The following is a 14,941-nucleotide window of genomic DNA, read 5'->3' as shown; positions in this document are numbered from 1 at the left end:
AGAGGCGGAGTTATCCGCTATTCCACTCTAAACGTGAATTTTAAAGTACTTACATACTCGATCTCTGTAACGGGAGATCCCGGCATAGCCTACTCAATTTCGGTATGCAGCTCAAAAGGGCACTTCATAAAGCTTAGCGGAAGAACTTCTCACCAACCGTTCTCTCTCTTTACCGTTACACTTTACTACTTTTCTTTATCAAAGCCATTTACTACTATCTTTTAAAAAAATTATATCCACCTTACCAGCCCTTGTCAAGTTATATCCTACTAATTTGGTAGAGTTTCTAGTTTTTATCCTTTTTTCGTTCCGCACGTATGGTAAGTAGGGGCAAGCGCTCACGAATATTAGCTACCTTTCTAAAGTCCAACGTCCATAGAATCATAGCCTCTTCGACATCAGCACTAGTACAAATTTCTCCCCAAGGGCTCACGACCATTGAATGTCCATGGGACTGATAGGAATTTCCTTTTACGGGACTGGTGGCCACCATCACCATATAACACTGATTGTCCACAGCCCTGGCTCTACCCAAAATTTCCCAATGCGCTGGTCCTGTTATCGTATTGAAGCTAGCAGGCATTAGTATTGCTTCGGCCCCCTTCATACTGAGCTTCTGGATGTATTCTGGAAAACGGATATCAAAGCAGATGGCTAAACCAAATTTATGGCCAAATGCCTCAAAGACGATTGATTTCGATCCATGTGATAAGACACGACTTTCACGAAAAGTAATCTCCTCGGGAATATCTACATCAAATAAATATTTCTTTCTATACTTTGCAAGCCTCTCACCTTGTTGATCATAGACAAAACAAGTGTTATACAAAAACTGTTCGTCCCGTTCAGGGATACTACCGCCTACGACCACAATATTATTTTCTTGTGCTGCTCTCGAGAGCATTTGGCATGTTGGTCCCACCTCACCCTCAGCATAGCCACCAAAGGTTCGGATATCATAAGGAGTATTGAACATCTCGGGTAAGACCGCAATCTGTGCGCCATGTATTGCCGCCTCTACGATCATTTCTTCCGCCCTCTTTAAGTTCTCTTCTTTGTCCGCAACGGTTTTCATTTGACAAAGTGCAACGTTGATTTTTTCTATCATGCTCTTTCCTCCCTCATCAGTAACGAAATCATCAGCTGCTCAGCTGAGCGGCCACTCATACCATGCCCTGAGATCTCCCATTGCAAGGCTTCACGAATTAATTCTTCATCCTCGATAGTCAGCCCTTTTCGACTCGACATAAAACGTACCATTTCCAGATATTCTTTTTTATTCAAGCGCTGGAAGGTAAGCAATATACCAAAACGATCCACTAGCGATAGCTTTTCTTCCATGGAATCGCTCTTGTGAATCTCACCCATTTCATCCATTCGATCTGACCAATCTTCTCTTATGAAATGTCTTCGATTGGATGTAGCGTAAACCAAAATGTTATCTGTTTTCTCCTCCAGTTCACCCTGCATCAACGCTTTTAGACTTTTATAATCGTTTTCATAGTTTTCAAAAGATAAATCATCAAGAAAAAGAATATACTTTCCCCCTCGATTGCGCAATAGCTCCAGTAAATATTTCAAGTGTTTTAGGTTTTCTTTGTCTACTTCAATCATCTTAAGGCCTGCATCCTTGTAACGATTTAGAATGGCTTTTATGGTCGAAGATTTCCCAGTACCTCGTTCACCATAGAGCAAAGCATTTAATGCCTTCTTGCCCTCTAAAAATGCTTCGGTATTCATGCAAAGAATATGCTTTTCCTCTTCAAAACCCAACAAATCGTCCAAGGATACTTGGACAATGTTTTGTACGGGCCTTAGCTTTTCCTGGTATACGAAAGCACTGGCAGACCCCAGCACACCCGTACCGTGTTTGGCGACATATTCCCGAATTGCTTGTGCCAACGATTCAGTTGTACCATTCAAGAGTTCTTTTTCCACTTTACCATATCTTGTAGTCGCCGGACAAAGAAGTGAGGCGCTTATAGGAAGTTCTTTAAGCGCCCGTACTATAAATGCCTGGATTAATTTCAAATCTCGCAGCAACATTTCCCAATGGGGAAAGCTTTGCTCTTTTTCACAAGCCAAGGTGTAACTGTTCTTACTTAGCACAAGTCTTCTCGCTAAATATTCGCTTGGTGAAATACCTCCCTCGATTTCCAAAAGACGAGCTGATACATTGTACACGGCATTTTCATCACCATTTAGACCATCTTGCATATCTTGTATTAATTTATCTGTAACAAGTTTTCGATATACCGTCAGTGTGTTTAATTTCTCCATGAAGTACTCCTATTTCAGTTTCTTTCCACAATGTGGACAATAATTAAATGTTGGGATGATGCGTTTTTGGCAGTTGGGGCAGATACCTCCGCGAACCATGTTGTTTTCCAACATTTCCCAATAGCCGATGCTATCTTCGTCACCCTGCTCCAATTTTTCCCCTTTTTCCTTTTTAATCCAGTACAATGAACCGCACCGTTTGCATTGGACGCCATAGCGCGTATTCCAACGGAATAGAGGAAAAAAGAAGAATGAAAAAATTCGTTCGACTTTGAATAAAACGCCAGATTCCTCTGCCTCACATACTCGACAGGGATTTAGACGAATTGTCCTTATTCTCTCCTTATGATCCATTACTCCGATTATTCCCAGAAAAAACATTAATCCTCCTCAAACCACTCGATTCCTGCACGTAAAATAGGGTCGAGTGAACCATTCGCCTCTTGACTTGAATATGGGATTTCTACATCCATGACCAAGGGCTCATTTTCCAACTTTTTCATCGTAGTGTCATATAAATACGATGTAGACAACCTAAATCCATAATTCAAATATGGTGTGTCGACTGAGATATTCTTACCGAGAGCATGTACCTCAAATCCACGACCAATCAGTGTGGCATCTGCAAGTTTAACTAAGCCTACAATCAACTCATCTGGTGATTCCATATAATTTTCATCCACCAGCACCACCAAGGGCTTTGCATAGTAACCTGAAGCCGGTAGCACCGTAACACTTAAAGCAGGATAGTAAGCACGGTCAATCGGTTCATATTCAAAATCACTAAAGCGCAGTAATATTGGTGAATATCTAGTCTTTTCATAAAAAATGGTCTGCTCCGAAGCAGTAAAATAACCTAGTATTGCCTTTTCAAAGGTAATGTAGTCTATGGATTTATCAGCACCCCTCAGGTCTACAATCAGTCCCGAAGTATTCTGCATCCGGGCCATTTCGCTTTGAAAAAGTGGCAGGTTTTCCATATAGAGACTGTTTAAACGAATATATCCTAAATTACCGTCCTCTAGATACTCCCCATACGCAACTGAACTATTGGAACTAGAAGTCACCACTCCATTTACGCCAGTTATGTTTATTGCATCTTGCCATTCCAATAGCACCGTATACTCTGTACCATCATCCTTTCGAAAATCCAACTTACAAAATTGAGGATTTATCTTCTCAAGATACTGGTGGTAGTAGGTTCTGAAATAGCGTTCCATAAAAATATCCTGCGTCTCAGGAAAGAGACCAAAGATACTGTCTTCAAGAAGGGCATTATAAAGACCTAAGGCATTGCGGTCGTCGACCTTCAATAGAACGTCTCCCGGTTCAAGATACTGCATATAATCCTCATTTTCTCTATATATCTCATGATAATTTTTAAGGATTAATTGATCATCTTGCAAAGTCACATTCATCAACAGATTCCGCTCCACGCCTTCCAATATGCGGTCAGACAGTCTCGTGCCAGGGTCATCTAGCAAGCTAAGCATCTCAGAAATAGTATATAGATAAGCCTGCTCAGGAAGTGATTCATTCGTCACGATAGAACTATAATAATCTGTGATTTCCTGCCATTTATAGCCAAAACGAGATTCTTTAATATTTACGTACGGAAAGGAGTCACGAACGATACCTGTAACACTATTGAAAAAATTCAACCGTCCATCTAGTTCTTCGTTACCTGTCGTCTCACTAATTTCGTACAGTTCAAACTCCTCCCATTCTTCTGCGTTCAAAGAATTTTGGGCATACTGCAACGAAAATCGCAACACAAAGGCGACTACCAACACTATCAATATTAAACCTGACCATTGAAACTTATCGTCCACTCAACTACTCCTTAAAATAACAAGGCCTGTGCCTTATCTGTCAAAAAATATATTCTTACTGGAAACAGACAAAGGAATTCCATAGGCAATCGTAATCTTTTCACTAAAAAGCCCTAACCGCAAGGCAGCTATTCCTGCAGTATAAAAAACGCGGTTATCCATACGCTCGTCTGAAGCCACCGATATTGCTGAACCTACTGCAATGCCCAAATCCGTTATGGCCAATGCACAACGCCCTTGTGCCTCAAGCATACCTTGGCAATTGTCGAAACTGCACAAGCCACAAGGTACAATTCCACGAGCACCAGTTTTGGCACCAATAAGTACAACACCACCTGAATTGCGTATGCATTCAGCATCTCTTAGAAAGAAGTCCTTATCATTTTCTGTGCCAATTTTTTCAATCTCGTCAGCTAACGCAAAACGATCTTCTCCTGTCAAAAAAAATGTCTCAATCCCGTCAAACCCTTTTGCTTTTGGTGCAGTACGGGCAGCTGTACACATTTTAGCAGCTACAGCTGATATATGTTCTCCTACCAGTCTATCCGCGCTATAGTTCATGATATCCTCCTTATAAAGAACTCCAATGAGTAATCTGCGTCCAATCTAATGTGTCTTTAGAACGCCCAATTGTTTCTTCTTTCTTATAGCCCAAAGCTACCATGGATAAAACTTCAAAATTATCAGAAATATCTAATAGTTTCTTTAGATAATCATTGGAAAGAATTGTCTCCTCTTTATCATAATAACGGTTACGAATTTGTATCCAACAAGAGCCCAATCCTATTTCTTCAGCCATCAGTTGAATAAAGGTCGTTGCTATAGAGGCATCTTCAACCCAAGTATCTGTTATGGTCTTATCTCCCATGACTACAATAGCATGAGATGCTCCTTCAACCAACTGTGAGCCATGAAGTTTTGCAACCGATAGTTTAAGCAAAGTCTCTTTATCATCCACAACCAAAAAGTGACATGGCTTTCTGTTTCTTCCTGCCGGTGCCAACAAGGCTGCCTCAAGGATTAACTGAATTTTTTCATCAGATACCTTGTCCTCTTTAAAACTCCTGCAACTTCTTCTTTTATAATATAGATTTCTTAACTTATCCATAATCCCCTCCATGCCATAAAACATTATACATCCTTCTAGGCGGGAATTAAAGGCGACAAAAGGCAAAAAGAAAGCCGCGTTATACACGCGGCTTCTGACACCTTATTTCAACCGATAGGACGCTTGGACAGAAACATTTACTCTGACCTCACCAGGAAGAATCTCATACGATTCATCTGATGCTACATCAGCTTCCATCATATAATCAGCTCTGTAATAAGGCGTTCCATTATCATCACTTACGTTTAACGTCTGTATGCCATCGATACTTTCACCGCTAGCTGCAGCCGCCGCATCAGCCTTCGTTCTAGTACTAGCTACTGCTTCTTCTATTAAGGCATTCTTATATTCTTCTTTTTTGTCGTCCGATATCGTGAAGCTAACATTGTCTATCATTTCAGCGCCAGCAACAACCGCATCATCTATTACTTGTCCCACAAGTTCCAAATCCATAATCGTGATTTTTAAGCGATGAATTGCCTCATAGCCATCAATCTCACTTTTGTATGTCTCCTTGTTGTAGACATAGTTAGGGCGAAAATCAATACTAACCGTCTCAATATCTGTCTTATCAACACCGGCGTCTACAATGGCTTCTATCACCTTATCGCTAAGAGCTGCATTGTCTTTTTGGACTTGCTCGGTCTCGCCTCGTGAAGCAATCGATACATATATCTCTGCTTGGTCGGGTAGCACATCCATGAATGAATTAGCACTTACTGAAATTGTAGCTGGGTTTTGTGCTTCTAGCATCGCCTGCTGTGAGCAACCTCCCAAAACTAGAGTAAACAACAGGAGTACCATTGCCATAATCGTAATCTTTTTTTTCATCATTATCACCTTTCCTTTATTAATTTGTTTCAATACTCTAGACGCATCCCAATCCAACTTGTTCCCTATTCAGAAAGATAATACTCTTTGGCCACACCTTCTTTATCGGTCACCTTTAAATAGACAATCTCTGTCTTTGGGCTGACTAATAAATCATTCGGAGTAACTTGTAATCCGTCATAGTTCAAATTATACCCCGCCTCTTTCCAAGCAATCCATGGTACCTCAGAACAGTAAATCCAGTATTCTGTGCGATTGAACAAATAGTCGTATCTTTTTCCCAACAGAGACTCGGCCTTTTCTACTGCCACGGCAGCCTCTTCTTCTGTAGACCCCTTAACCCGAAGCATTAAGACTACATCATATCGTTCCCGCCAATTGTTTCTCCAATATTTGGTGATATTCTTATCCCAAGATTCCAGTCCGCTAGATTCAACCACTCGTCTATTATCTACCACTACACCCGAGTGTCCTCCCACAGCGATTGTGATCGGCAAATTCAAGGCTTCAAATGTTAGCGGAATATCTCCAGGTGCCCCCAAATGTTTTTCCCCTTCAACTAGTAGCGGTACGGTTCGATTGTCCGTTTCAAGTGGTCTGTTGGCCTCAACCTGCTCGATAAAGTTTTCCATCTTTCTATTCATAGTCCACCATTCACCACCAATTTGCAAACAGTAGAGCAGCAAAAGAAAGATGGCTATACGTCCTAGTAGCCTACGCATCGGATTCCTCCACGAAGTGCTGTTCAAAGCCTGTCTGCGGAGACTTGCAGTGTGTTTTAAAATACCTGTTTAAAATATCCACTTTCTCTTTACGTCCCATAAGTTTATATAATTCTAGCCAGTCTTCTAAATACATCAAGGGTATCGTCTGACCATGTATAACAAGATCGCGTTCTATGCTTTCCTTAGTAATGCTAATGCTGCCAATATAGCCATCCCCTCTAACTCCAAAAGCTGCTATAACATCGACGTCTACCTTTTCAGTAATAAGTGTGAAAAAAGATCTACTCGTATAGAGTTTTTTCCCTGGTTTTAGTCGTATTTCACCCAAATGCCTAAGAAGTGCACGTACTTTATCGGTGGATTCTTCATTAATGAATAAATCAATATCTCTCGCTTCATCTACTAAACCATTTAGATACAGTAGCATTGATGAGCCAATCCCAAATTCTATGTTTCCACTATGAAGTCTTTCTGCTATTTCTGCCAGCATTATTAGTTTATCTTCCAAGTCAGTTCACCTCGACAATCATTACTTTCAAATAGTTGCTCTCTGGATAAGCAGGCATTGGTGAAAAATCTTCTGGGTTCCGAAATTCTTCAACAATCCGGTATCTTCTACCACTTTTTTTAAAGGCCTGACTTGCAAATTGACGAAATTTACCCAATTTAAGCGTAGAACAATTGGTGGATAAAATCAGAATTGCATCCTTACCCGCCACCGCAATGGCCATTTCAATTAGTTCTTGATAGTCTTTTTCAGCTTGAAATATTTTCTTTTTTGACCTAGAAAAACTCGGCGGGTCTAGGATAATCATATCGAAAAGCAACTGTTTCTTTTTTGCATAACGAAAATAGTTGTAAATATCTTCAACAATAATTGTTTCTTCCGAAAGATCGATTGCATTCAAACGAAAATTATCTTCCGTCATGGACCTACTACGATTCGCCAGGTCTACCGAGACCGTTTTTGTGGCGCCTCCAGCCTTCGCTGCTACTGAAAAGGCACCTGTATAGGAGAAGGTGTTTAAAACCGCTCTACCACGCGCATACCGCTCTATAAGAGCCCTTCTTACCTCTCGTTGATCCAAAAAAATACCGTACATTGCACCATCATCCAAATTGACCCTGTACCGCACTTTGTTTTCCTTTACAAAAAACTCATCTGAATGACGTTCTCCTCTGACGAAGTCATTGCCTTCTAAATATTTTCCTTTTTCTTTAAAGCGACGTTTCTCATAGATTCCTCTGTAGTCCATGAGCTCACAAAATGCCTCAAGGATAGTCTCTCTATATTGATAGATTCCCTTGCTATACCAATGGAATACATAATAACCATCTAGACAGTCAATCTGCATTCCACCAATCCCATCACCTTCACCGTTGAAAAAACGGTAGCAATTGGTTTCATCCGAAACAAAACGTCCTTCTCTTTTTGCTAGTGCTTCCCCAAGCTTGCGAAAGAAAAATTCTTTATCAATCTTTTCTTCTTCCTGCAAGCTAAGAATCCATCCTAGCCCCTTATTTTGGTAACCTATATAACCTCGAGCCATCCACTTATTTCCATCATATAGTTCGAATAATTCTCCTTCAACCATGTTCCTACTATCACGCGCTAGTGCCTCTTTCGTAAGAAGTGGATACCCTTTTTTATAACGTTCCACTTCATTCTTTCTTATCTGCAGGCGTATGCTCATCTGCTCTTTCTCTCCTTTTGATTCTTATCCCCTGGCTACGTAAGCGTTCAATCCGGTCTGCCAAAAATCTGCCTGTAATACAGTATCCATTTTCCACATATTCGACCTTTGCATCTTGAGCCAAATCAAATATTTCTGGTAGACGTTCTCCCATATCATAGGGTAAGGTAACAACCGCATCTACTCTACCTGTATCCAAGTGTTCTTCAATAGCAGCCATAAGCACGTCAATATTCGTTCGATTACGACAAGAAATCGGTATTGCTTTCGGTATGAGTAGCTTTAGCGCCTCTACTTCCTGCTTCGTTATGGCGTCAATCTTATTCAAAACTACAATTTGAGGTTTTTCTTCCACCTCCAATTCATTCAGAACGGATAATACTGAACGAATCTGATGCATACATTCCGCATTGGATCCGTCTACTACATGAAGAAGCAAATCCGCACTTTGGACCTCATCTAAGGTTGCTCGAAAAGCGGCTATTAAATCATGTGGTAGCTTATGAATAAAGCCGACTGTATCTGATAAAAGAAAACAGCCATGCTTTTTAGTGCAGACTTTACGAGTTACAGGATCGAGGGTAGCAAAAAGTAAATCTTGAGCTTTTTGCGTCTCATCTGCCATAAGGTTCATCAAGGTAGACTTTCCGGCATTTGTATAGCCTACTAATGCTACTTGATAAAACTCCTTTTTCCCTGTTGAACGATGTTCCCTCGCTTTGAGAACAAGGTCCAATTGTTTTTCAAGAATATTTATTCTTTTACGGATAAGTCGCTTATCTACCTCTAGTTTTGTCTCTCCAGGACCCCTAGTACCAATACCTCCACCTAGCCTGGATAAAGAAGTGCCCTGTCCTGAAAGTTTGGGCAAAAGACTCTTTAACTGAGCCAATTCAACCTGCAATTTACCTTCCTTACTCTTAGCTCTACTTGCAAAAATATCCAAGATTAGTATAGCTCGGTCGATAACCTTAATACCCAAAGATTCTTCCAAATGCTTTTGTTGCCTGGGAGTCAGCTCATCATCTGCAACAACAACATTAATATTATGTTTTTGTATCTCCTGTCTGACCTCATCTAATTTCCCACGTCCTAGGTAACTGCCTGCAGCACTGCTTTCTCTTTTTTGATAAATTTCCGCTAAGACTTCAAGTCCTGCTGTCCGCGACAATTCTTTTAGTTCTTCAAGGCTGGGGTTTTCGCGCAAATCACCTGCTGTCATCACGCCGATGAGTAATGCTCTTTCTTTGACCACAATCTCCTTTGAAACACCATTTTGCATTCTTTGAAGACGGTGATTGGCTTCCAACATAGGAAGCACATCTTCATCACTCACTGATTCAAAACTTTGGTAGCTTTTATACTGTAAGCCATCTTCGCTCTGGTAAGCGATGGATATACCAGTAATTTCCCCTTTATCATTCAACCCTATCGCAGAAATTAGCCCTAAATCAAATTTTTCTAAAACTGACAAATCCAATTCACTTAGTTGGCTACTAGCATTTGGATGAGTATGGATGCAACGTAAATCGCCCGCAGAACTTTCTAAGTCCGGCGGTACAATGGCATCTCTTTTGTTACCCATCACAACGGTCAAAACCATACCTCTTCGATTTATATATATAGCGATTTCCTTTTGCAATCGATAACTCATAGCTACCATCTCTAGTGCCAATTCTTTTCCAATTAGCAAGTGTGGATCCATCTTTAGACCAATCCAGTTATTCATTTGCTCTATATCTACTTTTCGAACTGTATCCAAAGCACCAATAACTTCTTGTTGCATCGTATAACTCCCATCTTTTAGCAATCTGCATGAGACCTTTTCAAAGCACCCCATCATATTTTTATTATACTGAATTATATTGACTCTGTCATTGAGTCTCTTAATTTGAGAGACAGTTGGCAAAGAGAGCTCCCTCAATCGTAGAGGGAGCTCTCTTGGTATTATTCAATTGTTCTATCTTACTTCAACACTTACATTTAACCGATTATGACATAAACCATTGAAACCAATACATAAACAACCAAATCATATCCATGGTTAATTATGCCTAATTTAATGGTTCTTCCTTCAAAGCTCCAGTTTTTTACAATTGCTGGAATATTCGTGCCCAACCAAAGCAGTATTGCAAAGCCCAACGCACCAGCAATGTTCATAATCTTGAGATTGAGAATGAAGACACCGATTACATAGGATGTAAGTAGAGCAGATACTCCAGTCAAGCCATACATCATTCCCATTTTTCCCTGAGATGTTGCTAAGTCTTCTGGTGTAACGTGAGCTTCTTTCATCCAGACTTTTGCAAAGAGTACTGGCGAATACCATAGTGCACCCAATCCCATATTGAGCAGGGTGCCAATAACAAGTGCAAGTAGAGAAACTCTACATTCCATTAAAACACCTCCCGCTTAGCACATACAATCATGGTTTAATCTAGCATTCTACTTTAATAGCCTCTACTGGACAATTTTCAACTGCTTGTTTCGCCATCTCGATTTGTTTCTCATTGAGTTCATCTTTAATGGCCTCAGCCTTATCATCATCATTTGTAAAGAAAACTTCTGGCTGCTCATCCGTGCAAAGCCCACAACTTATACATAGTTCTTGGTCAACAAATGCTTTCATATGTCTTCCTTTCCAAAGAGAATTATCCTACCTTAGTTATTCTTCTAGTCCTCAAATGCTTCTTTGACATCCCATGCTTTCCATACATTACCAACTAAATCAATATTTGGCTTAAGTACCTTCTTGCCTGGTGTCCAGCCTGAAGGAGTTGCTTCTGTTCCTTTGGATGCACGAACCAACTGAAATGCCTTAATTTGACGAATGGCCTCAGCCACATTTCGTCCTACTGGAGGTGTGAGAACTTCAAATGCTTGTACATTGCCATCGGGGTCAATGAGGAATCTTCCTCGAGTTTCCACGCCCGCGTCTTCATCATAGATACCATACAAAGAGCCAATCGCTCCATTTTGGTCAGAAAGCATCGGGAATGGAATATCTTTGTTTATCATCTTCGATAATTCTTGGTCATTCCACATTTTATGGACAAAATGAGAATCCACTGAAACAGATAATACCTCTACACCCAAAGATTTGAAAGTATCATACTTGTCAGCAACTGCTGATACTTCAGTTGCTCAGACAAAAGTAAAATCCCCAGGATAGAAGCAGAGCAACACCCATTTACCTTTGTATTCCGAAAGTTCTACATTGACAAATTTACCTTGATAAAACGCCGGAGCGGAAAAATCCGGAGCCGGTTTACCTACCTTAATCATAGACTGTGCCTCCTTTTTGACTTCCAATGGCAATACTTGTTCCTCGGTGTTCGCCGTAGCCACAACACTACTTTTCGGTCGCTCACACCCTGCTTTAAATTCCTTTGGCATTAAAATCACCTCCAATAATGATTCTGCCTTAAACTGCGACAACGATAATTAAAACAATCGTTTGAAAATTAAATATGAAATGCTTGAGGTGGTAGCGCCTAATGTCGCCCCCCAAACAAGATCAACCAGTGTAATCAATAATGGCCAGTCACGTACTGTAGCCATATTGGTTAAATCATAAGTAGCATAGGAGACCAATCCAAAAAAGGCACCAGTCAACACAGCTTTCAAAACACTTTGCTGCACAAATGCAGGGTAAATACTGAAATACATCAGACCTGCAACGAATATTGCATAAAAGATAAAGGCGGCCGCCAGATTGAATTTATCCGCCATAAGATAGCCCAATTCTCTTTGGTAAAGGGCCTTAGCAATAAAGTTTAGCCAAACCATATCTATGGCAAGAAACACTGCAAGACTAATTAAATACATCCATATATATTTCATGTTACCCCCCCTTATCTTTCATTCTTCGGACGACGTGGGAAAAAAACACTAGTTCTTTCACTGTAAGCCTTGAATCCTGGCATATCTTTAAAGGCTCTTTCTAGCATCGGTACCCCTGAAACATAGCGCACCAAAACTGTGATGGTAATGGGAGAAATAATTACAGTCCAAGAAGCCCCCGCAGCCAAAGCCATAACGAAAATACCCCACCACATGGTCGCTTCGCCAAAATAGTTTGGATGCCTTGTGTAGCGCCACAAACCCTGGTCCATTATTTTTCCTTTGTTTTCCGGTTTTTTTAAAAATGCCTTCAATTGAGCATCCCCGGTCGCTTCAAAATAAAAGCCAATTATCCAAATACATACACCAAGCAGTTGGCCTAATTGAGAAGTCACTTCTCCTTGTAAATTAATATGCAAAAGTCCCTGTGCTATCAAATAAAGCAAAAGGCCTTGACCCAAAAAAAGTTGAAAATACGATCGAACAGCAAAACTGCTTCCCCAATCTTCCCGAAATTTTTGGTAGCGACTATCTTCTGGTTTTCCTGCATTTCGCTTATATATATGATAGGTCAGACGCACGCCCCATACGGTTACTAGCATAGTAACGAGTAGCCCTGATGATACCTCCGATGTTAGGAAACTAATCCAGGCAACTAGTACAAAACCTGCACCCCAGGCGATATCCAATATGGAAGCATTTTTTTTCGCAAGGGATAGAATGTAAATCGTCGTAAAATAAATCAAGAGGATGATTAAAATAGATGGATAAATCATAATTCTTCTCCTTTGATATAACCTACAGCTATTGCGCCTCGTCCAGCGTTCAGCGCTACTACTGATGAGATTTGAGTTGTGAAACTCGGTGGTTTACCCGTCTCTTCAAGCATGATTTCTCGTAGTTCTTCCAAATTTTTAGGTTCATCAGCATATACCAGTGCGTACTCGCTTATCCCGCTGTTATTAAATTCTCGCCTAATTTGCTTTCTAATTTCAGCTAATCCTTTCTCCCATGTAAGTGTTTTTTTAAATAAAAACCCTTTTCCTTCTTGGTCAATAGAAATAACAGGTTTCATTGTGATATGGGATAGGATTAAACTCTTTGGTTTCGAAATGCGACCACCTCGAAGCATATAGGAAAGATCCTGAACCAGTATTAGAGTTTTAACCTGTGATTTTATTCTCTCAATTTCTGATACAATTTGGCTATGTTCTAATCCTTCTTCAATTAGAGTGGCCATTTTCTTCACTAACAGTCCCTGCCCTACCGAATTATGACGCGAATCGATTACTGAAATCTGATATCCGTTTTTTCCCATTTCTTTTGCAATACGCAATACATTCTCATACGTCCCACTCATTTCACTAGAAACAAATAGTCCAATGATGCTGTCATATTTCATACTTAAAGCATATAGGGTCTTTTCGATAACATCGATGGAAGGCTGAGTACTAGTTGGATATAGTTCATAGTCATCCCAATCCTTGTAAAATGTGGCTGGTGTCATACTTAACTTATCTAAATATGCAACTGAGTCGCATATTACATTCAACGGAATAACACTAATACGCTGATCCCAAAGATATTCTTGGGGTAAATCTGCAATAGAATCAGTCACAACAGCAATCGTGTGGTCTTTTTGCTGAAGTATAAGACTTTGTAGTTTCATATCTTCGATACGATGCTCCAAAACTTGACCTCTTGTAAGTAGGAGTCGCATAATTTGATCTGGATAATCAGTGTGAATATGAACTCGCAGAATGCCGTCTCCTTGGGCGACAATCAAATCTTCTCCCCTATCCAGCAATAGTTCTTTTAACGCTGGTGCAGGCATGGAAGATTTTACCAAGAATTGAGAACAATATACATTCCTTTTGACTTCATCAAATTTATTAACGTGATTTGCCATCAAGGGTCCCATACTATGTTGGCTGGAACCTTTTGTATCTCCAGTCCTTATAAAATCAAGTATTCCCTCAACAAAAAACATAAATCCCAAGGCACCAGCATCCACCACATGGTTTTTACGCAATACCTTTAAACCATAACGTGTTTGCTCTACCATATACTCCAAATTTTTATATGCCTTGGCAAACAGTTTTTCCCACTCATTGTCTAAATGATTATTGATTAGTTGATCGCTAAAGCCTCGCATCACAGTTAGAACAGTGCCCTCAACTGGTTTTGCCAGTGCTTTGTATGTATAGTGAGTCGCTCCCCGAACCATGGAAGCAAATTCTCTCGTGGATATTCTTTCTTTGCCCTTTGACTCAATAGAAAGTCCCCTAAAATACTGGGCAAAAATTATACCAGAATTCCCATAAGCATTTTCTAGCGCTACATGGGATATCGATTGAAGTGTCTTATCTACTGCTTGGTCTTTCTTTGCATGTTGGACAATGGTACGCATGGTAAAGGCTAGGTTGGTTCCGGTATCTCCGTCTGCTACGGGAAACACATTAATTGCATTTAAATCTTGTTCCTCGGCAATCAGTCTATGTGCGCCAGATACAATAAAATTATAAATATCAAAACCATCTATATATTCCTTTTCCATGTTACCTCCTTAACAAATAATTCGCTAACTTGTAATATCATTATCACATAAAGGATATCCTAAGTAAAATT

The 14,941-nt window shown here is 40.2% G+C and carries 18 protein-coding genes and 1 other annotated feature (1 of these 19 running past the window's edge); all 18 genes read right to left on the bottom strand.

All coding sequences use genetic code 11. The annotated features are described in order from the left end of the window. Window positions 1-211, bottom strand: a binding site (T-box leader); it reaches 3 nt to the left of the window's first position. A 75-nt stretch (window positions 212-286) separates the two neighbouring features. After that, window positions 287-1,108 (bottom strand): carbon-nitrogen hydrolase family protein, encoded by an 822-nt coding sequence (locus JR334_01660; protein QRN85966.1) that lies wholly within the window; start codon window positions 1,106-1,108, stop codon window positions 287-289. Continuing rightward, the gene (locus JR334_01655; GenBank protein ID QRN85965.1) at window positions 1,105-2,280 is read right to left on the bottom strand and encodes an ATP-binding protein; all 1,176 of its coding nucleotides are present in this window, start codon (window positions 2,278-2,280) and stop codon (window positions 1,105-1,107) included. Before JR334_01655 ends, JR334_01660 begins: the two co-directional genes overlap by 4 nt. A 9-nt stretch (window positions 2,281-2,289) precedes the next feature. After that, window positions 2,290-2,661: a zinc-ribbon domain-containing protein gene (locus tag JR334_01650; GenBank protein QRN85964.1), complete on the bottom strand. Its 372-nt coding sequence runs from the start codon at window positions 2,659-2,661 to the stop codon at window positions 2,290-2,292. Continuing rightward, window positions 2,661-4,112: a hypothetical protein gene (locus JR334_01645; protein ID QRN85963.1), complete on the bottom strand. Its 1,452-nt coding sequence runs from the start codon at window positions 4,110-4,112 to the stop codon at window positions 2,661-2,663. Before JR334_01645 ends, JR334_01650 begins: the two co-directional genes overlap by 1 nt. Window positions 4,113-4,145: 33 nt before the next feature. Continuing rightward, window positions 4,146-4,673, bottom strand: coding sequence for a ferredoxin (locus JR334_01640; GenBank protein QRN85962.1), 528 nt, complete (start codon window positions 4,671-4,673; stop codon window positions 4,146-4,148). A gap of 10 nt (window positions 4,674-4,683) precedes the next feature. Further along, window positions 4,684-5,220: a nitroreductase family protein gene (locus JR334_01635; protein QRN85961.1), complete on the bottom strand. Its 537-nt coding sequence runs from the start codon at window positions 5,218-5,220 to the stop codon at window positions 4,684-4,686. Between the two features lie 102 nt (window positions 5,221-5,322). Then, window positions 5,323-6,054, bottom strand: a complete 732-nt coding sequence (locus tag JR334_01630; GenBank protein QRN85960.1) for an SIMPL domain-containing protein — start codon at window positions 6,052-6,054, stop codon at window positions 5,323-5,325. A gap of 62 nt (window positions 6,055-6,116) precedes the next feature. Beyond that, entirely contained in the window at window positions 6,117-6,773 is a 657-nt protein-coding gene (locus JR334_01625; GenBank protein QRN85959.1) for a hypothetical protein, read from the bottom strand. Further along, window positions 6,766-7,284 (bottom strand): hypothetical protein, encoded by a 519-nt coding sequence (locus JR334_01620; GenBank protein QRN85958.1) that lies wholly within the window; start codon window positions 7,282-7,284, stop codon window positions 6,766-6,768. Before JR334_01620 ends, JR334_01625 begins: the two co-directional genes overlap by 8 nt. Before the next feature lies 1 nt (window position 7,285). Further along, window positions 7,286-8,470 carry a class I SAM-dependent rRNA methyltransferase gene (locus tag JR334_01615; protein QRN85957.1) on the bottom strand — a complete coding sequence of 395 codons (1,185 nt, stop codon included), beginning with the start codon at window positions 8,468-8,470 and terminating at the stop codon, window positions 7,286-7,288. Further along, the gene (hflX, locus tag JR334_01610; protein QRN85956.1) at window positions 8,439-10,256 is read right to left on the bottom strand and encodes a GTPase HflX; all 1,818 of its coding nucleotides are present in this window, start codon (window positions 10,254-10,256) and stop codon (window positions 8,439-8,441) included. Before hflX ends, JR334_01615 begins: the two co-directional genes overlap by 32 nt. A 197-nt stretch (window positions 10,257-10,453) precedes the next feature. Continuing rightward, the gene (locus JR334_01605) at window positions 10,454-10,867 is read right to left on the bottom strand and encodes a DUF1761 domain-containing protein (protein ID QRN85955.1); all 414 of its coding nucleotides are present in this window, start codon (window positions 10,865-10,867) and stop codon (window positions 10,454-10,456) included. Window positions 10,868-10,907: 40 nt separating this feature from the next. Then, window positions 10,908-11,099, bottom strand: coding sequence for a ferredoxin (locus JR334_01600; protein QRN85954.1), 192 nt, complete (start codon window positions 11,097-11,099; stop codon window positions 10,908-10,910). A gap of 44 nt (window positions 11,100-11,143) precedes the next feature. Continuing rightward, window positions 11,144-11,515 carry a redoxin domain-containing protein gene (locus JR334_01595; protein ID QRN86830.1) on the bottom strand — a complete coding sequence of 124 codons (372 nt, stop codon included), beginning with the start codon at window positions 11,513-11,515 and terminating at the stop codon, window positions 11,144-11,146. 99 nt (window positions 11,516-11,614) lie between these two features. Further along, window positions 11,615-11,866, bottom strand: a complete 252-nt coding sequence (locus JR334_01590; GenBank protein ID QRN85953.1) for a redoxin domain-containing protein — start codon at window positions 11,864-11,866, stop codon at window positions 11,615-11,617. Between the two features lie 48 nt (window positions 11,867-11,914). Beyond that, window positions 11,915-12,313: a DUF2177 family protein gene (locus JR334_01585; GenBank protein QRN85952.1), complete on the bottom strand. Its 399-nt coding sequence runs from the start codon at window positions 12,311-12,313 to the stop codon at window positions 11,915-11,917. Between the two features lie 11 nt (window positions 12,314-12,324). Further along, a complete protein-coding gene (locus tag JR334_01580; protein ID QRN85951.1) occupies window positions 12,325-13,089 on the bottom strand; it encodes a DUF1295 domain-containing protein in 765 nt (254 codons plus the stop codon). Continuing rightward, window positions 13,086-14,870 (bottom strand): DegV family EDD domain-containing protein, encoded by a 1,785-nt coding sequence (locus JR334_01575; protein ID QRN85950.1) that lies wholly within the window; start codon window positions 14,868-14,870, stop codon window positions 13,086-13,088. The genes JR334_01580 and JR334_01575 overlap by 4 nt, the downstream gene beginning before the upstream one ends. Window positions 14,871-14,941 lie beyond the last annotated feature (71 nt).

It is taken from the genome of Clostridia bacterium, from assembly GCA_016887505.1.
In the GTDB taxonomy this organism is placed as follows: Bacteria; Bacillota; TC1; order TC1; family UBA5767; genus UBA5767.
The sequence above is the reverse complement of the archived record's forward strand: the minus strand, read 5'-3'. Positions and strand labels throughout refer to the sequence as shown.

Coding starts and splice junctions, on each gene's coding strand:
- JR334_01660 (QRN85966.1), bottom strand. CDS start 1,108: ATGATAGAAAAAATCAACGTTGCACTTTGTCAAATGAAAACCGTTGCG.
- JR334_01655 (QRN85965.1), bottom strand. CDS start 2,280: ATGGAGAAATTAAACACACTGACGGTATATCGAAAACTTGTTACAGAT.
- JR334_01650 (QRN85964.1), bottom strand. CDS start 2,661: ATGTTTTTTCTGGGAATAATCGGAGTAATGGATCATAAGGAGAGAATA.
- JR334_01640 (QRN85962.1), bottom strand. CDS start 4,673: ATGAACTATAGCGCGGATAGACTGGTAGGAGAACATATATCAGCTGTA.
- JR334_01635 (QRN85961.1), bottom strand. CDS start 5,220: ATGGATAAGTTAAGAAATCTATATTATAAAAGAAGAAGTTGCAGGAGT.
- JR334_01630 (QRN85960.1), bottom strand. CDS start 6,054: ATGATGAAAAAAAAGATTACGATTATGGCAATGGTACTCCTGTTGTTT.
- JR334_01625 (QRN85959.1), bottom strand. CDS start 6,773: ATGCGTAGGCTACTAGGACGTATAGCCATCTTTCTTTTGCTGCTCTAC.
- JR334_01615 (QRN85957.1), bottom strand. CDS start 8,470: ATGAGCATACGCCTGCAGATAAGAAAGAATGAAGTGGAACGTTATAAA.
- hflX (QRN85956.1), bottom strand. CDS start 10,256: ATGCAACAAGAAGTTATTGGTGCTTTGGATACAGTTCGAAAAGTAGAT.
- JR334_01605 (QRN85955.1), bottom strand. CDS start 10,867: ATGGAATGTAGAGTTTCTCTACTTGCACTTGTTATTGGCACCCTGCTC.
- JR334_01600 (QRN85954.1), bottom strand. CDS start 11,099: ATGAAAGCATTTGTTGACCAAGAACTATGTATAAGTTGTGGGCTTTGC.
- JR334_01595 (QRN86830.1), bottom strand. CDS start 11,515: ATGTGGAATGACCAAGAATTATCGAAGATGATAAACAAAGATATTCCA.
- JR334_01590 (QRN85953.1), bottom strand. CDS start 11,866: ATGCCAAAGGAATTTAAAGCAGGGTGTGAGCGACCGAAAAGTAGTGTT.
- JR334_01585 (QRN85952.1), bottom strand. CDS start 12,313: ATGAAATATATATGGATGTATTTAATTAGTCTTGCAGTGTTTCTTGCC.
- JR334_01580 (QRN85951.1), bottom strand. CDS start 13,089: ATGATTTATCCATCTATTTTAATCATCCTCTTGATTTATTTTACGACG.
- JR334_01575 (QRN85950.1), bottom strand. CDS start 14,870: ATGGAAAAGGAATATATAGATGGTTTTGATATTTATAATTTTATTGTA.